Origin of the sequence: Sorangium sp. So ce1014 (assembly GCF_051521505.1) — a bacterium.
GTDB lineage: Bacteria > Myxococcota_A > Polyangia > Polyangiales > Polyangiaceae > Sorangium.
The window spans coordinates 3,031,244-3,052,312 of record NZ_CP150356.1 but is presented as its reverse complement, the minus strand read 5'-3'; the positions used below and the strand labels follow the sequence as shown (position 1 = coordinate 3,052,312).

Below are 21,069 nucleotides of genomic sequence, written 5' to 3'. Positions count from 1 at the left end.
TGGAGTCCTCGGCATGCCAGGCAGGCCCGGCGACCCTGGCGAGAAGAGCGCGAGCCCTAGCCGCGTCCGAACCGCTCCACGAATTGCCGGTGCGCGGCGAGCTCGGGCGCATCTCCGCTCCAGAGCTCCTGCTCGCGGTAGCCGGTCGCCACCGACAGCACCTCGATCCGCCGCCCCTCGGACCTGAACCGCACCCGCCACGAGGTCACGGCGAGCCGCATCGCGTCCCCGTCGGCGCGGATCCGCCGGTAAGGGTGCGGCTGCGGGCCGAGCGCGAGCACCCGGTCCACCCGCTCCCGCAGCGCGACCCCGTGCGCCGCATCGAGCCAGGCGGCCTGCTCGGCCGCCCGCTCGCCCCAGACCACCTCGAAGCCCGGCTCCGGATCCGCCGGCGCCTCGGCCGGAGCGAGCGGCGCGACCCAGCCGGTGCGCGCGTGCGGGTAGGCGTCCGCGTACGGCACGTACGGCTTCAGATCGAGCACCGGCGTGCCATCGATCATGTCCACGCCGCTCACGCGCAACGTGAGGCCGTCCACCGCGAGGAGCTTGACCACGCTGAGGCCGATCGGGTTCGGGCGGTGCGGCGAGCGCGTCGACAGCACGCCGCGCCGCTTGCCGGCGCTCCGAGGCGGCAGGACCTTGGGGCGCCAGCCCTCGTTGAGGTGGAACCAGAAGACCACCCAGAGGTAGTCCCACCCCTCGATGTCGCAGAGCGCGTGGTCCAGGTCGCGGCCGGGCACGAGCTCGATCGTCCCCTCCGCCCCGGCCGCGGCGTGCGGCTGTCGCGGCGCGCTCACCCGGTCGGGGAACGGGGTGCGCACCACGCCGATCGGCGTGAACGTGACAGACGTCAGCATCGCGCCGGAATCCATGGGATCGCCGTCGCCTCCGTCACGGGAGCGGCACCTCGACGATCAGGACCGCCGGGCCCTCGAACGCCACCCGGCCGCGCTCGATCGGGGCCCGCTGCGCCGCGCCGCCGAACCGCGGCTCCTCGCTGAACGCGAGCACCCGCGCCTCCGGGCGGCCGAGGTCCAGGGCGAGCGCGCCGCGGAGCGCGACAAGCGCGATCACGGCGATCTCGCCGCCGCGGCGCTCGATCCGGACGGCGTCCGGGGAGAGCGCCTCGGCCGAGAAGGCGTCGCGCGCGCGGCCCCGCAGCGCCGGGTGCGACGCGCGGAGGCCGAGGAGCTCGCGGTACCAGGCGAGCACGCCGGCGTGCTCCGGCCGCTGCCGCTCGCTCCAGTCGAGCTTCGAGCGCTGGAACGTCCGCGGATCCTGCGGGTCCGGCACCTCCGCGCCGCCGAACGAGGAGAAGTACTGGAACTCGCGCCGGCGGCCCTCGGTCACGAGCCGGCCGAGCTCGGCGTTGTGGTCGGTGAAGTACTGGAACGGCGTCCGCGCGTTCCACTCCTGGCCCATGAACAGGAGCGGCGTGTACGGCGTGAGCAGGAGCAGCGCCGACTTCGTCCGGAAGGCCGCCGGGCTCACCTTGTCCCCGAGCCGATCGCCGAGCGCGCGGTTGCCGATCTGATCGTGGTTCTGGATGCAGTGCACGAACCGCGGCGGCGGCACCGGCTCGGCGGGCGTCCCCCGCGGCTTGCCCGCGTGCTTCGAGACCTGCCCCTCGTAGAGCCACCCCTTGCGGATCGTCGCGGCGAGGTCCTCGGCCGTGCCCCGGTGATCCTCGAAGTAGCCGTCGCGGTCGCCGGCGAAGAGGACGCGGAGCTCGTGGTGGAAGTCGTCGGCCCACACGCCGTCGAGGCCGTACCCGCCCTGCTCGACGGGCTTCACGAGGCGCGTGTCGTTCAGGCTGTCCTCGGCGATCACCACGATGTGGCGCCCCTCGCCGGCCGCCCGCGCGCGCTCGGCGATCTCGCGGAGGATGTGGGGCTCGGTGTCGTCGACGATCGCGTGCGTCGCGTCCAGGCGGAGGCCGTCGATGTGGTAGTCGCGGATCCACATCTCGGCGTTCGTGATCGCGAGCGCGCGCACCTGCTCGGCGCCCTCGCCGTCGTAGTTCACCGCGTCGCCCCAGGGCGTCTTGTGGCGATCGGTGAAGTAGCGCTTCGTGTAGGCGCGGAGGTAGTTCCCGTCGGGGCCGAAGTGGTTGTAGACGCAGTCGAGGATCACCCCGAGCCCCGCGGCGTGCGCCGCGTCGACCAGGCGGCGGAGGCCCTCCGGGCCGCCGTAGGCCGCGGCCGGGGCGAAGAGGTCGACCCCGTCGTACCCCCACCCGCGCTCGCCCGGGAAGCTCGCGACCGGCATGAGCTCGAGCGCGGTGATCCCGAGCTCCCGGAGGTCGGCGAGCCGCTCGATGAGCGCGTCGAACGTGCCCTCCGGGGTCGCCGTGCCGACGTGCACCTCGTAGAGGACGAGGTCCTCGAGCGCGACGCCCTTCCATCCCGCGTCGGTCCACGCGAACGAGGGGTCGTCGACCGCCGACGGGCCGTGCACGCCGAACGGCTGCGCGCGCGCGTAGGGGTCCGGGAAAGGCCCCTCGCCGTCGATCCGCACCTTGTAGAGCGCGCCGGCCCCGAGGCCCGGCGCCGTCGCCTCGAAGATGCCGCCGCCGGTGGGGGTCGCGGGCAGCGTGCCCGTGATCTCCTCGCCGCCCTTGCCGTAGAGGACGATCTCGATCCGATCGTGGTCGGGCGCCCAGACGCGGAAGCGGACCGCGTCGCCCTCGATCCATGCGCCCATCGTGCGAATCGCCTTCATGTCACTGACCTCGCTGGGTCGCCCGCAGCAGCAAGGCGACGGGAAAATCGGAGAGCACGCGGTCGAGCGGGAGCACCGCGCCGTCCCTCGGCTCGGACGTCGCGGCCGCGTCGCGCGGCGAGGCACCGGACGGCGACGCCTCGATCTCGGCGCCGGTGAAGAGATCCGTGTAGAGGCCGGGCTCCACGTCGACGAACGTCCCCGCCCACGCCTTCCCCGTCGGCGGGGAGCAGGCGCCGCCGAGCAGCCGCGCGCTGAACCGGGGCGCCACCACGACGAGCGAGCGCCCGTCCTGCTGGCCGCGGCGCGCGAAGGCGACGACGTGCGTCTCGCGGTCGCCGATCACGGCGCGCGGGGCGTAGTCCCCGCCGGCCCCGAAGAGCGCCGGGTGCCGCCGGCGCAGCTCGAGCGCGACGTGCGTGACGAAGAGCTTGATGCGGCCGTCGCGCGCCGCGGCGCAGAGCTCGCGCGCGAGCGTGACGTTGCCGCCGTTCCACCGCGCGCGGATCTCGGCGAGCGCCTCCTCGCGCGACGGGTAGTCGACCGCGCGGCGGTTGTCGGGGTCGACCAGGCTGAAGTCCCACACCTCGTTGCCCTGATAGATGTCGGGCACGCCCGGCGACGTGAGCTTCAGGAGCGTCTGCGAGAGCGAGCCCCACATGCCGTGGTACGCGACCACGCGCGCGAGCGGCAGGAGCGCGCCCACCACGTCCGCGGACGAGATCGCCTTGCGCACGAACGCCTCGACGGCGGCGTCGTACTCGGGCTGCGCGTCGATCCAGGACGTGTTGACCTTCGCCTCCTTCGTGGCCTTGCGCATGTAATCCACGAGCCGGTCCGCGTAGGACGAGAGCGCGTCGCCCTCGGGCGCGCGCGGGCCTCCGGGAGCGCCGAGCAGCGGATCGATCGGCAGGCTCCCGAGGAGCGTCTGGTAGAAGAGGTACTCCTCGTTGCTGTCCGGCGCGAGGCGGCCCTCGATCTCGGCCTTGAGCGGCGCCGCCGCGGCGGCCGCGCGGTGGAGCGCCTCCTCCCAGGCGGACGGGATCTCCGACAGCACGCTGATCCGCGCGCGCACGTCCTCGCTCCGCTTCGTGTCGTGCGTCGAGGTCGCGAGCATCGAGGCGGGCCACGTCTTCTGCCGCTGCACGTTGCCGCGGTGGAACGCGAGCACGCTCGCGCCGTAGCGCTCGGGCTCACCGCCGACCTCGTTCAGCGACACGAGCCGGTTGTAGATGTAGAACGACGTGTCCTCGAGCCCCTTCGCCATCACCGGCCCGGTGAGCTGCTGGAGCTTCATCACGAACTCGCAGAAGTGGCGCCGGTCCTCCTCGCGGAAGAGATCCGGATCGAGCATCAGGACCGAGCGCACGAACGTGAAGATCGTGCCCTCCATCGTCGGGTTGCGCCGGCGCGCGAGGGCGACGGCGCGGCCGATCGCGACCCGGTCGTGGTCCGAGATCGTCGGCGTCTGCTCGTTGACGTAGGTGCGGTACACCGGGAAGCACGCGATCACCTCGCGCAGGGCCTCGTTGAGCGAGCCCAGGGTGAAGTCGCGGAAGCGGCGGTCGCGCTCGGTGAGCCGGTTCAGCGCGTGCGTGAGCACGTTGAGCTCGCTCGCCAGCGCCGTCCGCAGGATCACCTTCTTCTTCTCGTAGACGAGCGCCTCGAACTCCAGGTGATCGCCGATGAACCGCTCGTAGATCGCGTTCATCGGCGCCTCGCTCGAGGAGTCGACGAAGAGCTCGCCCACCGCCGCGGTGAACTCGTAGCCGCTCGTCCCGTGGACGGGCCACGCCTCGGGCAGCGTCTCGCCGCGGGCGAGGATCTTCTCGACGACGACGTACATCGGCCGCGCGATCGACGCGCCGCGCGGGGCGTGCGCCCCCCCGGCGCCCGCGCGCTCGTCGATGGCCGCGCGGATCGCCGGCTCCAGCTTGGCGAAGCGGGCGGCGGCCGGCGGGCGGCTGCGCGCGTCCTCACGGCTCCGCGGCTCGGCCTCGGCCTCGGCCTCGGCCTCGGCGAGGAAGCGGCGGCGGCAGCGCTCGATCAGGTAGCCCCGCTGCAGGTCCTCGAAGTAGCCGATCGGGTCCCAGAGGCCGTCGGGGTGGTCGATGCGCAGCCCCGTGACCTGTCCGCGCTCGCAGAGCTCGAAGACGAGCCGGTGCGCCTCGGTGAAGACCGGCCGGTGCTCCATCCTGATCGCCGCGAGCTCGTTGATGTCGAAGAACCGCCGGTAGTTGATCTCCTCGGCCGCGGTGCGCCAGTAGCTGAGCCGGTAGGCCTGCTCCTCGAGCAGCGCCTCGATCAGGTCGAAGCTCGGCGGATCGCCCACCTTGCCGTTGATGCGCGCGACCCCCTCCGCCACCGCCGACGCGACGTCGGGCGAGTCCGAGACGAGGGCCGCGAGCCGCCGCCTGAGGATCTCCTTCTCCCGACGCCGCTCGATCACCTTGGCCCGCTGCGTCTCGGTCCGCGGCGGCATGTTGCGGAGCCCTGTGATGATGCTCTGCAGCTCGAGCAGCGCGTCGTTCTCCTCGCCGAGCGCGGCGACGAGCCCGGGCACGAGCGGCCCGATGATCATCCCGTACGTCCGCGGGTTCACCGGGAAGACGTGATCGAAGTACCGGAGGACGAACGCGCCGTTGTCGAACTCGATCTTGAGCTCGCCGCGCTCGAGCACGCGCCCGTAGTGGTCGCCGAGCACAGGGAGCAGCACCTTGTGCTTGAGCTCCGTCTTGAGCGGCGCCCAGTCGATGTCGAAGAACGGCGCGTAGAGCGAGCTCGGGCCGTTCTGGAGCACGTCGTTCCACCAGGCGTTGTCGGAGGTGCCGACGCCCATGTGGTTGGGCACGAAGTCGAGGAGGAAGCCCATGCCGTGCGCCGCGAGCTCGCCCGTGAGCCGATCGAGGTCGTCGCGGCCGCCGATCGCGGGGTTCAGCGCGTTGTGATCGACGAGGTCGTAGCCGTGCAGGCTCTCCGGAGGCGCCTTGAAGAAGGGCGACGAGTAGAGATCGCTGACGCCGAGCGCGTCGAGGTAGGCGACCACGCGCCGCGCCTGCTCGAAGGTGAAATCCTTGTTGAGCTGCACGCGGTACGTGGCGCGCGGCAGCCGCGGCGCCACGCCCTCGCACGCCGCCGCGACGAGCCGCGCCGCCTGCTGCGCTGCGCCGTCTGGCTGGCTGCTCACCTTTTGATTCCGATCGTCCGGCGCTTCCGTCATTCGTCGAGTGCCTCCGGGGCAGAATCTACTTCGAACGAAGCGTCGTGCAGGGAGGATCTGTCATAATTGCCGCGAGCTCCTGTCGATCTGGACCGGCCGACGAAGGGAGAACCCGAGGCACATAGGGAATGGCAGCAGAGGTGCGCCCGGAGCCGCCCGGACCTCTGCTGAGCCCGGTACACCGTGCTCGGACAGGGCGGCGCGGCGCCCGGGCAGCGCGAGCGCCGTCGACGCGGTCCTCCGTAGGTTCGCCGTGGCGCCGCCCGTGCGGGCGGAGCGAGACAGACAGCCTTCGTCCAACCGGATCAGGAGATCCATTGATGACCAGCGCTCGGAGATTCGTCGCGCGCTCAGACGCACGGCGCAGAGCCCTGGAGTCCGCGAAACAGGCCGCGTCCGCAGGCTGCGCGGTCCTGAGCGTCGGGCCGACCGGAGCGGGAGCCGAGGCGCCGGCGGCGGCGCGTTCGGACGAGACGCGCGTCAGCGCATGAGATGGAGCCCCGCGCGTTCGTCGTGGGGCGGCGAGCCGACGGGAGGTGTCACGCCCGCGCCTTCACCCGCTTGGTCTTCTTCTTCTCCTCCTTCCGCTCCAGGAGCCGCAGCACCGCCACGGACCTGTCGACGAGCAGGTAGCGCTCTCCCCCTGCCCGCGCCGGCACCGTGCGCGCCGGCTCCCCGGCCGTGCGGGTGTCGATGAGCACCTCCCACCGCTCGCCGAACTCGATCGCGGGCAGCACGAACTCGAACGGAGAATGGTTCGCGTTGATGAGCACGAGCAGCGTGTCACCCACGATCGGCTCGCCGCGCGGGCCCATCGACCAGATGGCGTCGCCCCCGAGCAGATAGCCTATCGCCCTCGCGTTCGGGTGCGTCCAGTCCTCCGCGTTCATCTCGGCGCCGTCGGGGCGGAACCACACGACGTCCTTCAGCCCGCTGCCGTGCACATAGCCGCCCGAGAAGAACGTCCGCCGGCGCAGCACCGGCTGGCTGCGCCTGAGGGCGATGAGGCGGCAGGTGAACTCGAAGAGCTCCTTCCGCCGCTCGTCGAGATCCCAGTCGTGCCACGACATCTCGTTGTCCTGGCAGTAGGCGTTGTTGTTGCCGAGCTGCGTCTTGCCGATCTCGTCGCCGGCGTTGATCATCGGCACGCCCTGCGAGAGGAGCAGCGTCGCGAGGAGGTTGCGCTTCTGGCGCTCGCGCAGCTCGACGACCGCCGGGTCGCACGAGGGGCCCTCGACCCCGTGGTTGTAGCTGTGGTTGTTGTTCGTGCCGTCCCGGTTCCCCTCGCCGTTTGCCTCGTTGTGCTTCTCGTTGTACGATACGAGATCGTTCAGCGTGAAGCCGTCGTGCGCCGTCACGAAGTTGACGCTCGCGTACGGCCGGCGCCCGCTCGACGCGAACAGATCGCTTGACCCGGTGAGCCGGTAGCCGAGGTCGGCCGCGAGCAGATCCCCCTTCCAGAAGCGGCGGACCGAGTCGCGGTAGCGATCGTTCCATTCCGTCCAGAGGACGGGGAAGTTGGCGACCTGATAGCCGCCCTCGCCCACGTCCCACGGCTCGGCGATGAGCTTCGTGCGCGACAGGACCGGGTCCTGGTGGATGATGTCGAAGAACGAGCTCAGCCGGTCGAAGTCGTGGTGGCCGCGGGCGAGCGCCGACGCGAGGTCGAAGCGGAAGCCGTCGACGTGCATCTCGGTCACCCAGTACCGCAGGCTGTCCATCACCAGCTGGAGCGTCTGGTAATGGCGCGTGTTCACCGTGTTCCCGCAGCCCGTGAAGTCCATGTAGTAGCGCGGGTTGTGCGGCACGAGCCGGTAGTAGCTCCAGTTGTCGATCCCCTTCAGGGAGAGCGTCGGGCCGAGGTGGTTGCCCTCCGCTGTGTGGTTGTAGACGACGTCGAGGATCACCTCGATGCCGGCGGCGTGGAGCGCCTTCACCATCGCCTTGAACTCGGTCACCTGCTGGCCGAGCCGCCCGCTCGCCGAGTAGCGGCCGGCGGGCGCGAAGTACGAGAGCGTGTTGTAGCCCCAGTAGTTGATGTGCCCGCGCTCCCAGATCTCGCGCTCGCTCGCCATCTCGTGCACGGGGAGCAGCTCGATCGCGGTGACGCCGAGCTTCTTGAAGTGGGCGATCGCCGCCTCGGAGGCGAGCCCCGCGTAGCTGCCGCGCAGGTGCGCGGGGACGCCGGGGTGCCGCTGGGTGAACCCCTTGACGTGCACCTCGTAGATGATCGTGTCCTGCCAGCGCGTCGCCGGCGGCCGGTCCCCGTCCCACGCGAAGCGGTGGTCGACGACGACCGATTTCGGCGCGCCCCCCGCGCTGTCGCGGTGGCAGATCTCGAGGTCGTCGAGCGGGGGCGGCGGCGTGAGCGGGGGCGGCGGCGAGGAGGCGCACTCCTTCCCGCGCGCCTCGGCGCCGCGGCGATCGCTCGCCGTCGTCCTTCCCGCGCGTGCGCCCTCGCCCTTCTCGGCCGCCGCGCCGTCGCGGGCCGCCTCCTTGGGCCGGCCGGCGCCGCCCTCGGGCGGCCCCCCGCGGTCGTAGGCGTAGAGCGGCGCCTTCCAGTTCGGCTCGTTGGAGAGCGCGTACGCGTACGGATCGACGAGGAGCTTCGCCGGGTTGAAGCGGTGCCCGGAGCGCGGGTCGTAGGGCCCGTGCACCCGGTAGCCGTAGAGCTGGCCGGGCTTGAGCCCCGGCACGTACCCGTGGAAAACATGGGCCGTTCGCTCGGGGAGCTCGATGCGCTCGCGCTCCACGACATCGTCGACGGCCTCGAAGAGGCAGAGCTCGACCTTCGTGGCGGACTGAGAAAACAGCGTGAAGTTGACCCCCTCGCCGTCATAAACGGCGCCGAGGGGGGTCGGCGTGCCGGGCCATATGCGTCTGGTCATCGGAAAAACCTGTGGAGCCGCCCTATTCGCGAAATCGGCGCCGCTGTCGAGACACAAGCGCCCGCGGCTCGATTTTTCGCTCCCGGGGCCCGGATCCCTGCAGCCCTCAGGCGGCGCCCGCTCGCCGCGGTCGGGCGCCGCCTTCCGCGCTGCCCGGCCCGGCGCGGAGCCGCCCGCGGGAAGGCAACGACGCGGCGGCGGCGGGGCGGCTCGACGGAGCAGAAGGAGCATCGCCAAGCGCGCGACCCGGGATAGACTCCGCCCCGAACGCCTGGAGCCAAGCGAAAAACGCCCATGTCTTCCCCCTCTGCCGAACATCAGTCCCAGGGCTCGTCCCCGAGCTCGCCACCTCCCTCCGGCGCGCGCCGCCGCATCTCCGGCGTGACGGTGCCGCTCTTCTCGCTGCGCAGCGATCGCTCGTGGGGCATCGGCGAGATCGGTGATCTCCCCGAGTTCGCCGCGTGGATGCGCGCCGCGGGGCTCCGCCTCGTGCAGCTCTTGCCGCTCGGCGAGGTGGCGGGCGGCGAGACGTCGCCGTACATGGCGCTCTCCGCGTTCGGCATCGATCCGATGTTCATCTCGCTCTCGGCCGTGCCCGAGCTCCCGGCGGAGCTCCACGGCGAGGCGCTCGGCGACGACATGGCGGCGCTCGATCGCGCGAGGACGAGCGCGCGCGTCGACTATGATCTCGTGCGCCGCGTGAAGGGGCGGGCGCTGCGCTTCGCCTTCGACAGGTTCGAGCGGGAGCACCACGCGAAGCGGACGCCGCGCGCGGCCGAGCTGGCCGCGTTCGTGAAGCGGCAGTCGGACTGGCTGCCCGACTACGCGCAGTTCCGCGCGTTCAAGGACGGCTTCGACGGCATCGCGTGGTGGGACTGGCCCGAGGAGATCCGCGAGCGGAGGCCGGAGGCGCTCGAGAAGCTGCGGCAGGAGCGCGCGCGGGACATCCTCTATTACGAGTACGTCCAGTGGCTCGCGCACGCGCAGTGGGAGGCGGCGCGCGCGGATCTCCGGGACAAGGGGGTCGAGATCATGGGCGATCTCCCGTTCATGGTGGCGCGCGACAGCGCCGACGTGTGGGCGCATCAGGGCGAGTTCCGGCACGACAGGTCGGTCGGCGCCCCGCCCGACCAGTTCGACACGGAGGGCCAAAACTGGGGGCTTCCGCCGTATTTCTGGGCCCGGATGCGCGAGACCGACTTCGCGTGGCTGAGGCGGCGCTGCCGCTACACCGGGCTGCTCTGCGACCGGTTCCGGATCGATCACCTGGTCGGCTTCTACCGGACGTACATCTTCCCGGAGCGCGGGAGCCAGGGCCAGGGGGGCGAGCGGCCCAGGGCGACGTTCGATCCGGCGGAGGAGCCGGAGCAGCGCGAGCACGGCGAGCGCGTGGTGCGGGCGATGATCGAGGGGGCGGCGGAGACCGGGGCGCAGCTCGTGGCGGAGGATCTCGGCGCGGTGCCGCCGTGGGTCCGGGCGTCGCTGACCGAGCTCGGCGTGCCGGGCTACAAGGTGCTGATCTGGGAGAAGGACGACGTGTCGTTCCGCAATCCGGCGGAGTATCCGGCGCTCTCGGTCGCGTGCTTCGGGACGCACGACACCGACTCGGTGGTGGCGTGGTGGGAGTCGCGGGACGACCGGGAGCGCGCTGGGGTGCTCGATCTGCCGCAGCTCTCGCCGCGGCGGCAGGAGCTAGGGCGGGAGTTCACGAAGGAGACGCACCGCGCGCTGCTCGACCTCATCCACGGGTCGAAGAGCGAGCTCGTGCTGCTGCTCGTGCAGGACGTGCTCGGGACGCGCGAGCGGATCAACACACCGGGGACCGTGGGGCCGGAGAACTGGTCGCTGCGGTTGCCGGCGGCGCCGGCGGCGATGGATCAGGATCCCGAGGTGCGGGCGGCGCTCGATCGGGTGCGGGAGAGCATCCAGGCGAGCGGGCGTGGTTGAGCGCTGAGCCGAGCTGCCCGGAACTGACGCTCGCGGCCCTCGCCGACGTGCGGCATCGCTGCAAATCCATTGACCCGCTGTAAGTCCCAGTCCGCCCCGCGCGCGGGCGGTTGGGGAGCCCACGCAGACTGACTCGCTGCGTCGCGGTGGCGCATTTCACGAGCTCGTGAAGTACATGCCGCCGAAACATTCCGGAAAACTGGCCTCTCTTACCTTCGCCGTCGAGGAGGCCACCAGTGAACGAAATCAACGCCTCGGACACCACCTGGCTCCTGGTCTCGTCGGCAATGGTACTGCTGATGACGCCAGCGCTGGCCCTGTTTTACGGGGGCATGGTCCGAACCAAGAACACGCTCAGCACATACATGCACAGCTTCTTCGCCATGGGTATCGTGACCCTGGCGTGGGTGACCATCGGGTACTCGATGGCGTTCGCCGAATCCAAGGGCGGGTTGATTGGCGGCCTCGATTACGCGTTCCTGAACGGCGTAGGCACCGATCCGCGCGAGGGGATGACGGTGCCTCATCTCCTGTTCATGGTGTTCCAGCTGATGTTCGCCATCATCACGCCGGCGCTGATCTCGGGCGCCTATGCCGAACGCATCAAGTTCTCGTCGTACGTGGTGTTCACGCTGCTGTGGTCGCTCGTGGTCTACAGCCCCATCTGTCACTGGGTGTGGAACCCGGGCGGGTGGCTCCTGTCGCGCGGCGCGCTCGACTTCGCGGGCGGCACCGTGGTGCACCTCGCCTCGGGCGTGAGCGCGCTCGTGATGGCGATCATGATCGGCAAGCGCAAGGGGTACCCGGCGCGCAAGATCGTGCCGCACAACCTCACCATGACGCTGCTCGGCGCCGGCATGCTGTGGTTCGGCTGGTTCGGCTTCAACGGCGGCTCCGCGCTCGCCGCGAACGGGCTCGCGGTGGTGGCGTTCGTGAACACGCACATCGCGGCGGCCATCGGCGCGCTCGCCTGGGCGCTCATCGAGGGCGTGCGCTTCGGCAAGCCGTCGCTCCTCGGCGTGGCGTCGGGGCTCGTGGCGGGGCTCGTCGCCATCACGCCGGCCGCGGGCTTCGTCGGGCCGATGGCGTCCGTCGCGATCGGGCTCGCGGCAGGCGCAGTGTGCTACGGCGCGGTGATGATGAAGGGCAAGCTGGGCTATGACGACAGCCTGGACGCCTTCGGCATCCACGGCGTGGGCGGTCTGCTCGGCGCGCTGCTCACCGGCGTGTTCGCCTCCAAGGTGTGGAATTCGGCCGGCCAGGACGGCCTCATCAAGGGTAACTCGGCGCTGCTCGTCGAGCAGGCGATCGCGGTCGGGGTCGCGGCAGCGTACGCGGCGGTGGTCACCTTCGTGCTCGTGAAGGGCATCAACGCGGTGATGGGCTTCCGGGTCAACGACGAGACGGAAGACGAGGGCCTCGACGGCGCCCTCCACGGCGAGGAGGCCTACTCGCTCGGCGAGGGCGGCGCCCACGCCGTGGAGTCGACGCCGCCGGCCTCCCCCGTGCCCTCTGGGTCGCCGGTCCTCGCGCGCGAAGGCGCCTGATCCAGCGCAGCGGAAGCGCGCCCGCGAGGGCCGCCTGGCACAAGCCGGGCGGCCTTCGCCGTTTTGTCCCCCGCCCTTCCGGCGCGGGCGTCGAGCGGCGCGAGCGCGTCACCTGCACGCGAAGAGAGGCTCGCCGGTCTCGCGGCAGCGCTGCTCGCACGAGATCTTGGCGCACCCGCAGCGGCGCAGCGCGCCGCGGTCGCCGGCGCGCTGATCGCAGTCGTCGCTGAGGCCGCGGCACTCGGCCTCGCAGCGCGCGAGCTGAGCAGGCGACGGCGTGCAGTCGACGACCTCCTGTCGCCCGGCGGCGTCACCGCCGCTGCACAGCTCGATCGACGCGACCTGCTCGAGCAGCGGGATGCGCCCTCCCGTCATGCACTGCGCGTGCGGCTCGCAGACGTGGTCGCGCAGCACCGCCATCACGCGAACGCGCTGCCCCTCCAGCGCTCGCCAGCCGGGGCCGAGCCAGCGCTCGGCGTCCTCCCGCGACATCATCCTCCCGGCGATGAGCGGCTGTTCGCCCTTCGTGAGCGTCAGCGTGCCGACCCAGCGCTCACGCGGGGACGCCTCGCCAGGTCGCTCATTCTCCACCGGCGGAGACGCCGGCGGGGTGACGGCGGGCGCGGAGCTCGCCGCCGGCGCCGCCGAGGCGACCTGCGCCGCGGGCGCCGTCGAGGCGGCCCGGGCCCCTCGCGCCGGCGCAGCGGGCGCGCTCTCCGCGCAGCCCATCGCCCCGGCGCCGCACGCGCCGGCCAGCGCCCCGCAGAGCCACAGCCGAGCTCCCGCCGCGGCGGGATGGCGCCGCGAGGCGCGCACCGGGATAACCGAGAGAGAAGAAGGCACGCGCCATTTTACCACGCGCCGATCCCAGCAGCGGGGCCGCGCGCCATGCCGCGTCAGCTCGCGGCGCGCAGCCACTGCCGCGAGAGCTCGAGCACGCGCGCGTTCTCGGGGATCTCGCCGAGGAAGCTCCGGCGGTGCGCCGCCGGCAGCTTCTCTGCCCGCGCGAGCAGCCGCTCGCGCGCGCCGGCGATGACCGCGGACGCGCCCTCGCGGTCGCCCGCCGCGTGGAGCGCCTCCGCATGGACGAGGTGAGCGAACGTGCTCTTGTACCCGGGCGCGCCCCAGCGCTCGTGCGCCGCCACGACCTCCTTCGCCGTGGCGAGCGCGTCCGCGACGCGGCCCGCGGCCAGCTGGATCGAGGAAAGGAGCGCCCGCGCGCCCACCTGCTCCAGCGGCAGAAACGCGAGGAGATCGATCGCTGTCAGCGCCTCGCGCTCCGCCGCCTCCAGATCTCCCTCGCTGCGGAGCAGGCTCGCGAGCGCCCAGCGCGCGAACCCCTGCTGCAGCGGGTTGCGCCGCTCCAGCCCCATCCCCAGCATCGCCGCCGTCTCGGCGCGCGCCCCGTCGAGCGCGCCGCCGTCGATCAGCATCTCGATGCGCAGGAACGTCCGGAGCCACGAGACCGGACCGAGCTCCTCGCCCGCGGACATCGTCTCGAACAGCTCGCGCTCTGCCCGGTGGAGATCGCCGAGCAGCCGGGCGCTCATCCCGATCGCCACCTGCGACACGATCGAGCCGCGCCAGTGGCCCGCCTGCACGAAGCTCGCGCGCGCCGCCTCGGCCAGGCACAGCCCCGTCCACAGATCCCCGTCCCGCCACGCCTCGTGGAACGCCTGCGCGATCTGCAGCCACCCGCGCGCGGCGGGCTCCCGCTCCGCGACCGGCTCCGCCACCTCGCGCACCCGCCGGGTCAGCGCCTCGGCGAGCCTGAACTCGCCCAGCTGGACCGCGTAGTAGCTCCCGACCGCGAGCGCGAACACCGCCACGCCGGTCGCCTCCGGCGCGAGCTCGACCGCCTGCAGGGCGCGCACCGTCGCCGTGAACTCGTCCAGCCGCCCCAGGTGGATGTCCGCGGTGATCTTCGCAGGCACCATCCTCACCCACGGCATGCTCCCGGGCGTCAAGAAGCGCTGCGCCTGCTCGAGGTAAAGCAGCGCGTAGTCCCACTCGCTGCGCCACGCGTGGACCTCCGAGAGCACGCCGAGGAGGCTCAGCTGCGCCGCGTCCGGCACGCCGCACTCCAGCCCGCGCCGGGCGCGCGCGATCGCCGCGTCCGCATCGCTCCCCCGCAGCGCCTGCTCGGCGGCGCGCAGGTAGAAGCTCCCGGCGCGCAGGAGCTCGAGCCCCCGCTCGTAGTGCTCGGCGAGCATCGTCGGATCGCTCGCGCCGTTCTGCTCCAGGAACGCCGCGGCGAGCCGGTGCCCGAGGACGCGATCCGTGTCCGTGAGCATCTCGTACGCCCCCTCCCGCAGGAGCGCGTGCCGGAACATGAACTCCTCCTCCCCGGGATACCGGCTGTCCTGGCGGCGGACGATCACCTCCCCATCGCAGAGCTCCGAGAGCACGTCGCGCGCAGCGGGCCACGGCTCCGCGCTCCCGAGGAGCGCCGCGACGCCGCCCCGCCAGAAGACGTCGCCGAACACGCTCGCCGCGCGCAGCACCTTCCGCGCCTCGCCGTCGAGCGCCGCGAGCCGCGCCTGGACCATCGCCAGCACCGTCTCCGGCAGCACGTCGCCCTTGCCCTCCGCCACGGCGCGGATCAGCTCCTCCAGATAGAACGCGTGGCCGTCCGCGTGCGCCACGAGCCGCGCCACCGTCGCCGCATCCAGATCCTCGCCGAGCGCATGGCGGACCAGGCGCTCGCACGCCTTGCGCGGCAATTTTGTGAGATGAATACCGCTCAATGCGCGCCCGCCCCAGAGCGACGGGAACAGCCCGTGGACCTCGGGGCGCGCCAGCCCGAGCACCATGAACGGCTGCTCGCCGAGCGCGCCGAGCACCGCGTCGACGAAGCGCACGGTCGGCAGATCGCCCCAGTGCAGGTCCTCGAGCACGAGCAGGACGGGGTGGGCCGACGTCTCGGCGGCGAGGAAGTCCTCCCACGCGCGGCGCATCTGCTTGCGCATGGTCTCCGCGTCCTCGCGGGCCGCGCGCAGGAGCGCGCTCTCGGCGCCGGTGAACTGGACGCCGGCGATCTCCCCGAGGAACACGGCCACGCGCTCGCGGTCGGGGCCGGGGACGTGCCGCGCGACCCGCGCGAGCACCTTCTGCTTGCGGGCAGAGGCCGCCTCGCCGTCCTGGATGCCGCACGCGCACCGGATCGCCTGCCCGAGCAGGCCGAACGCGGAGCCCACGCGCAGCGCGTCGCCGCAGCCGGTCCAGATCTCGACCGGCTCGCCGTGGGCGCGGAGCGCGCGCGTGAACTCGTGGGCGATCCTGGACTTGCCGATGCCGGCGGGCGCCGTCACGAGGACGGCGCGGGCGCCCGGCATCTCGACGCACTCGGCGAAGATCGTGTTCAGCGTGAGCAGCTCGCGATCCCGGCCGACGCACGCGCTCGCCTTGCCGAGCAGCGTCCGCGCGCTGCCCGCGAGGTCGCGCTCGCCGTGGAGCTCCCTCCGCTCGCCCTCGCCCGACACCTCGAACCGCGCGCCGAGGAGCCGGGCCGTCACGTCGTCGACCGCGATCGGCGGCGCGCGCGGGTCGGGCTGCCGCTGGGCGGCCCGCCTCGCCGCGCAGGCGCCGAGCAGCCGCGCCGCCCGGTCGATCGCCTCCCCCATCGGCAGCTGCCGCGCCATGTGCGCCCGGCCCGTGGAGAGCGCCATGGGCCGGGTCGGGGCGAGCTTCCGCAGCGCCAGCGCGCAGCGCGCCGCGTGCGCCGCCTGGTCGGTCGCGTCCCGGCTCGCGACGATGGCGATCACCGAGGAGCCGTCGGCGAGCGCCTCCATGTGCCCGCCGTGCGCCTCCACGACCTGCCGCAGCTGCACCTCCACGGTCACCTGCAGCGTCTGATCGAGCGGCGCGGTCTCGACCTCGGCCGGCGTGGGTTCCCTCCCCAGGAGCAGCACGGAGAGCAGCCGCAGCTCGCTCGAGGTGAGCGCGTCGGAGCGCTCCGAGGCGGGCGCGCGCGGGGGGATGCTGCCGGCGCACCGCAGCGTGCTCAGGATCACGGCGACGGTCGCCCCGTCGCCGAGGCGCTCCTCCGGCTCCTTGGCGAGCATCAGGTGGATCACCGCGTCGAGCTGGGGGGGGACCTCGGGGCGGAGCGAGCGGACCGCGGGGACCTCGCCGAACAGGATCTTCGCGAGGATGGCGGGGATGTTCTCGCCGACGAACACCGGGCTGCCCGTGAGGCACTCGAAGAGCACGCAGCCGAGGGCGAACACGTCGGCGCGCGGCGTGAGCGCGCTGTACCCGACGCGCGCCTGCTCCGGGGCCATGTAGGCCGGCGTCCCGAGGGCGACCCCCGTCAGGGTCATCGGCGTCGCGTCGAGCCGCCGCGCGATCCCGAAGTCGAGGACCTTCACCTGGTCTATCTGCCCCTCGACGAGGAACAGGTTGCTTGGCTTGAGATCGCGGTGGACGATGTCGCGGGCGTGCGCGGCGGCGAGCGCCTCGCCGGCCTTCACCCCGAGCGTCACCGTCTCTTCGATGGTGAGCCGGCCGCGCAGGAGGCGCCGCGCGAGGTCCTCCCCTTCGAGCCATTCCATGGCGAGATAGGACTTGCCCGAGCCGGTCCTCCCGTGCGCCACGTGCCGCACGATGCCCGGGTGGGAGAGCTCCGACAGGAGCCTTGCCTCCCGCTCGAACCGCGCCTCGAGCGCGCTCCCGCCGAGCACCACCTTGAGGGCGACCGTGGTGCCGGTCGCCCGATCGAGCGCCCGGAAGACCTCCCCCATGCCGCCGGAGCCAGCGAGCTCCAGGAGCTCGAACCGCTGCCCGACGACATCGCCGACCTGCATGAAGCAAGTATCGCCCGGCGGCCGATGCCCTGTCCAGCGCGCGCGGGAGAGGGAGAGTCGGTCCTCGTGGGTTCCTCGCTCGATTCCTCGTGGGTTCCTCGTGGGTTCCTCGTGGGTTCCTCGCTCGATGTCTCTCGTGTCCGGCAATCACGCTGGCAGACGACATGCACGTTCATAACGTGCTTATGTCCAGACATGTCTACACCGAGCGATGAGCGAGCATGGGAATCCACAGCCCTGCGCGCGTGCTCAGCGCGCGCGGTGGTCAATCCGAGCTCCGGCGCCGTTACGTCTCGTGCGGAGCGCGCGGCCCCCTTCGACGCGATGTCCTCGAGCTCCGACGACAGCGATTGATGGGTGGACAGATCGCCGAGATTGAGCGCCGGCGGTCGAGGGCGGCAGCAGCTCCGGAGCGATCGTGTCGCTCACCCAGGCGAGCTCTTGGTCGATGAAGAGCCGCTCGATCCCATAGCGAATCGATGACTGATGCGCTTCGCTTCGCGGCGGCCATGTCGCCCTCCAGGCGGCGGAGCGTACGACGTTACCCCGCGCGCTCGTGCTCCCGTGGCGCGCCCCCCGCAGCGGGCTCCGCCTCGCTCACCGCGGCGCCGCGGCACTCCAGCACCACGCGCTCGCCCGCGGCCTTCCGGTCGCGGGCGCACGCCAGACGAATCGCGCTCGCGGCCCGCCGCGAAGGCGCGCGGAGGGCCGAGGCACTCGTCGCCTTGCCGGCATCGGCGCGTCGTCCGGGAGCCTTCCCCACCCGGGGATCCTCGTGTACACGCGGGGGAAGCAAACCAGCAACGGCGCCCGTAATTCCTGTGAGTTGTGAACCACCCGCGTGTACACGAGCCCCGAACCGTTTGGCGACTGAGCTAGCATTCTCTCCGTCATGGCGCGCCGCTCCCCACGAAGTCGCCCCTTCCCCCGCAGCGAGCCCGAGCAGCCGGCGCGAAGGGAGGCGGCGATGAGCAGCGCGCCGGCCGTACTACGTACGCTCGTGTCGGTCCTCGGCGCCTGCGCTGCGCTCGCGCCGGCCGGGGCGCGCGCGGAGGAGTGCGACCGCGCCGCCGCGGACGTGTCGTGGGTGCGCCTCGCAGGCGCGGAGGTGCAGTGCCCTGCGGCGTCCCGGTTCCGCGCCGAGATCTCGCGGCGGCTCGGGCGGGAGCTCGTCACCACGGGCAAGGTCGCCTCGATCGAGGCCGTGGTGCAAGGGCAGCCCGGCGCCTGGTCGGCCACGATCCGGACCCAGCTGTGCGACGGCGCCCCGCCGACCGTCCGCGAGTTCTCCGACCACGGCCTGAGCTGCGACGGGATCGTCGCCGCCGCGGCCGTGCACATCATGCTCACCACCGATCCCGAGGCCGGCCTCGCCCCCCCGGCCGCCGAGACGCCGCCGAGCCCTCCACCTCCGCCGGCCGCCGAGACGCCGCCGAGCCCTCCGCCCCCGCCGGCCGCCGTGCGTCCGCCGAGCCCTCCGGAGGCCGTGCGGTCGCCGGAGCCGCCGTTCCCCTGGCCGGCGGAGACCCGGGCAGCGCCGCCGCCGGCCGAGGGCCCGCCGCCCGGGGGGATCTCGGTCGCCTGGCGCGGGTTCGCGTCCGTGGGCATCGTCCCCTCGCCCGGGGCCGGCGTCGCCCTGTCGGGCGAGTGGTCGATCCTGCCGCGATGGACCCTCGAGACGGGGGCGCTCTGGCTCCCGGAGCAGCACGCGACCCGGCGGACGTTCGCCTTCGGCCTCACGGCGGGCTGGCTCGGCGGGTGCCTGGAGATGGTCCGGAGCCGAGCGCTCGTCTTCGGGCTCTGCGGCCGGGTGGTGGCGGGCGCCATCTACGCCGTCATCTACGGGGACGAGCAGATCACCCCGACGATCCTGCCGACCGACGTCGGCTCGCGGGCGTGGCTCAGCCTCGGGGCGGGCACCCGGCTGGGCGTCCGCATCGTCGGGCCGCTGCGGCTCGAGACAGGGATCGACCTCTTCGTTCCGATGACGCGGTACAGCTTCCAGCTGCAGGACGGGCAGCCGGCGGGCTTCGAGCAGCCGGCCGTCGCCGGCGCGGCGTTCGGGGGGGTCGGGATCACGTTTTGATGAAGGATCCTCCGGCTGACGGCATCCACCAGAGCGTGGAGCAATGCTTACAAGCCGAGGCCCTGGGCGACGCCAGACAGCCGCCACGGAGCCTCGTCGCCCTGCACGCCGAGCACGGCGGATTCGTCTGGGCCACCCTGCAGAGGTTCGGCATCCAGCGCCCGGACCTGGAAGATGCCTTCCAGGACGTCTTCATCGTCGTCCAGCGGCGGCTCCCGTCCTTCGACTGGGCCTGCCCCATCACGACCTGGCTCTTCGCCATCTGCCGTCGCGTCGCCGCCTCGCACCGCCGCCGCGCGCACACGCGCCGGGAGCGGCTCGGCGAGGCGGTGGACGACGTGCCGGACTCCGCGCGCGGCCCCGAAGAGATCACCTCCCAACGTCAGGCGAGATTGCAGCTCGATGGCATCCTCGAGGCCATGGATCTCGACCGAAGAGCCGTGTTTGTCATGTTCGAGATCGAAGAGATGCCCTGCAACGAGATCGCGAGCCTGGTCGGCGTCCCCGTCGGGACCGTATACTCGCGGCTCCACGCAGCACGAAAAGAGTTCGCCACGCTGCTGAAGAAGAGCGAGGCCGAGTGCGCACGCAGGGGGGCCAGATGAGCGATCCGAAGCGATGGAACCAGGAAGGTGGCGGCGCCCCGCTGGGAGCCCGCGAGCTCCTCCTCGCCGCCGCGCGCCCGCGATCGATGACCGCCGCCGAGCTCGCGCGCACCGCGGCCCGGGTGGCGCCGCTGGGGACGACCGCGGCCGCCGGTGCGACGGTGCCGATGTGGATCAAGGGGATCTTCCTCGCGGTGGGCCTCGGCGCCGGCGGGGCCGGGCTCCACGTCGCCCTCGACGAGGGCCGGAGCGCCGCCGCGTCGGTCGCGCCGCCCCCGTTGCTGACGGACCTGCCGCTGGAGCAGCTGTTCTCGAGCGCGCGGGGCGGCGCCCCCGCCGCGGCGCCGGCGCCCGAGGCTCCGGCGCCTGCGCCCGAGGCGCCGCCGCCGGCCGCAGCCGCCGCCCGCCGGGAGGCGCCGCGAAACACCCGGCCGGCCGCGCCCGCGCCCGAGGCGATCGCCGCGGTGGACAACGACGACCTGGTCCGCGAGTCGAACCTCGTCGACAAGTCGAGGGCCGCGCTCGCGCAGGACCCGGAGGCCGCCCTGGCCGCGCTGGACAGACACCAGACCGATTTCCCGAAGGGGCGGCTCGCGGAGGAGCGGGAGTTCATCGCGATCCGCGCGCTGACGCGCCTCGGTCGCGCCGACGAGGCGCGGGCGCGCGCGGCGGCGTTCGTCGCGCGCTATCCCTCGAGCTCCTTCGCCGAGCCGGTGCGCCGGATCGTGAGCGCGGCGCCGTGAGCCCGTGACGCCGGCGGGCCGGGTGCCGGGAGAACGACGCGCCCCCCTCACGATTCCGTGAAGGACCGGCGGGATCGGCAGCATTCACGGGAACCGCTCCGGGCCCACGGGCCGCACGACCGGAGCCGCGGCGTTCGATCCATGGTTCCGGGACGAGCCGGGGGTCCACCTCGCGATCCCGTACACCGTCCCCAGGAACGTGAGCGATCGCGGGACAGGCATCTTCCTGGAGACGGAGTTCTTCCCCATCGACGACCAGGGCTGGGGCAACGAGGAGCGCGAGCACAACGACGGCTTCACGTACGACCTCCACACGACGTTCGAGTCCATGAATGGCGATCACCTCGTTCACGAGGTTCCGCTCGTTCACGAACTGCGATCCGATCGTGATCCCCTGGCACCGGGACCGCGCGCCACGAACACGACACCTGATAGAGCTTGATCGCTTCGTAAACAGTACTAAGTTCCAGCCCGCGTTCACGGGCAGCTGCTCCGCGCGATGAAAGC

Annotated in this window: 12 protein-coding genes; 6 read left to right on the top strand and 6 right to left on the bottom strand. The window is 72.4% G+C overall.

Going from position 1 to position 21,069, the window contains the following annotated elements; translation table 11 throughout:
• Positions 1-56 precede the first annotated feature (56 nt).
• The 4 genes from tsaA to glgX form a co-directional block, all read right to left on the bottom strand.
• Positions 57-857, bottom strand: coding sequence for a tRNA (N6-threonylcarbamoyladenosine(37)-N6)-methyltransferase TrmO (gene tsaA, locus WME75_RS11800; RefSeq protein ID WP_437489929.1), 801 nt, complete (start codon positions 855-857; stop codon positions 57-59).
• 34 nt (positions 858-891) lie between these two features.
• Positions 892-2,721, bottom strand: coding sequence for a malto-oligosyltrehalose trehalohydrolase (gene treZ, locus WME75_RS11795; protein WP_437489928.1), 1,830 nt, complete (start codon positions 2,719-2,721; stop codon positions 892-894).
• A gap of 1 nt (position 2,722) precedes the next feature.
• Positions 2,723-5,908, bottom strand: a complete 3,186-nt coding sequence (treY, locus tag WME75_RS11790; RefSeq protein WP_437489927.1) for a malto-oligosyltrehalose synthase — start codon at positions 5,906-5,908, stop codon at positions 2,723-2,725.
• Between the two features lie 572 nt (positions 5,909-6,480).
• The gene (glgX, locus tag WME75_RS11785; protein ID WP_437489926.1) at positions 6,481-8,829 is read right to left on the bottom strand and encodes a glycogen debranching protein GlgX; all 2,349 of its coding nucleotides are present in this window, start codon (positions 8,827-8,829) and stop codon (positions 6,481-6,483) included.
• Between the two features lie 294 nt (positions 8,830-9,123).
• Between glgX and WME75_RS11780 the strand changes: the two genes are divergently transcribed.
• The gene (locus WME75_RS11780; protein ID WP_437489925.1) at positions 9,124-10,776 is read left to right on the top strand and encodes a 4-alpha-glucanotransferase; all 1,653 of its coding nucleotides are present in this window, start codon (positions 9,124-9,126) and stop codon (positions 10,774-10,776) included.
• A gap of 236 nt (positions 10,777-11,012) precedes the next feature.
• Entirely contained in the window at positions 11,013-12,323 is a 1,311-nt protein-coding gene (locus WME75_RS11775) for an ammonium transporter (protein ID WP_437489924.1), read from the top strand.
• Between the two features lie 108 nt (positions 12,324-12,431).
• Here WME75_RS11775 and WME75_RS11770 read toward each other — a convergent pair whose 3' ends face one another.
• Positions 12,432-13,166, bottom strand: coding sequence for a hypothetical protein (locus WME75_RS11770; RefSeq protein ID WP_437489923.1), 735 nt, complete (start codon positions 13,164-13,166; stop codon positions 12,432-12,434).
• Positions 13,167-13,219: 53 nt separating this feature from the next.
• Positions 13,220-17,128 (bottom strand): protein kinase domain-containing protein, encoded by a 3,909-nt coding sequence (locus tag WME75_RS11765; protein ID WP_437489922.1) that lies wholly within the window; start codon positions 17,126-17,128, stop codon positions 13,220-13,222.
• A gap of 1,000 nt (positions 17,129-18,128) precedes the next feature.
• On the opposite strand from WME75_RS11765, the gene WME75_RS11760 reads away from it, so the two are divergent.
• The 4 genes from WME75_RS11760 (at position 18,129) to WME75_RS11745 (ending at position 21,004) form a co-directional block, all read left to right on the top strand.
• Entirely contained in the window at positions 18,129-19,214 is a 1,086-nt protein-coding gene (locus WME75_RS11760) for a hypothetical protein (protein ID WP_437489921.1), read from the top strand.
• Entirely contained in the window at positions 19,214-19,819 is a 606-nt protein-coding gene (locus WME75_RS11755) for an RNA polymerase sigma factor (protein ID WP_437489920.1), read from the top strand. Before WME75_RS11760 ends, WME75_RS11755 begins: the two co-directional genes overlap by 1 nt.
• Positions 19,816-20,562: a hypothetical protein gene (locus WME75_RS11750; protein WP_437489919.1), complete on the top strand. Its 747-nt coding sequence runs from the start codon at positions 19,816-19,818 to the stop codon at positions 20,560-20,562. The genes WME75_RS11755 and WME75_RS11750 overlap by 4 nt, the downstream gene beginning before the upstream one ends.
• A gap of 199 nt (positions 20,563-20,761) precedes the next feature.
• Complete coding sequence (locus tag WME75_RS11745) at positions 20,762-21,004, top strand: hypothetical protein (RefSeq protein ID WP_437489918.1); 243 nt, start codon at positions 20,762-20,764, stop codon at positions 21,002-21,004.
• The last annotated feature ends 65 nt before the right edge of the window (positions 21,005-21,069 follow it).

What these genes read in the sequence shown, in the direction of transcription:
- WME75_RS11780 (WP_437489925.1), top strand. Translation starts at nt 9,124, where the DNA reads ATGTCTTCCCCCTCTGCCGAACATCAGTCCCAGGGCTCGTCCCCGAGC.
- treZ (WP_437489928.1), bottom strand. Translation starts at nt 2,721, where the DNA reads ATGAAGGCGATTCGCACGATGGGCGCATGGATCGAGGGCGACGCGGTC.
- WME75_RS11765 (WP_437489922.1), bottom strand. Translation starts at nt 17,128, where the DNA reads ATGCAGGTCGGCGATGTCGTCGGGCAGCGGTTCGAGCTCCTGGAGCTC.
- WME75_RS11755 (WP_437489920.1), top strand. Translation starts at nt 19,214, where the DNA reads ATGAAGGATCCTCCGGCTGACGGCATCCACCAGAGCGTGGAGCAATGC.
- glgX (WP_437489926.1), bottom strand. Translation starts at nt 8,829, where the DNA reads ATGACCAGACGCATATGGCCCGGCACGCCGACCCCCCTCGGCGCCGTT.
- WME75_RS11750 (WP_437489919.1), top strand. Translation starts at nt 19,816, where the DNA reads ATGAGCGATCCGAAGCGATGGAACCAGGAAGGTGGCGGCGCCCCGCTG.
- tsaA (WP_437489929.1), bottom strand. Translation starts at nt 857, where the DNA reads ATGCTGACGTCTGTCACGTTCACGCCGATCGGCGTGGTGCGCACCCCG.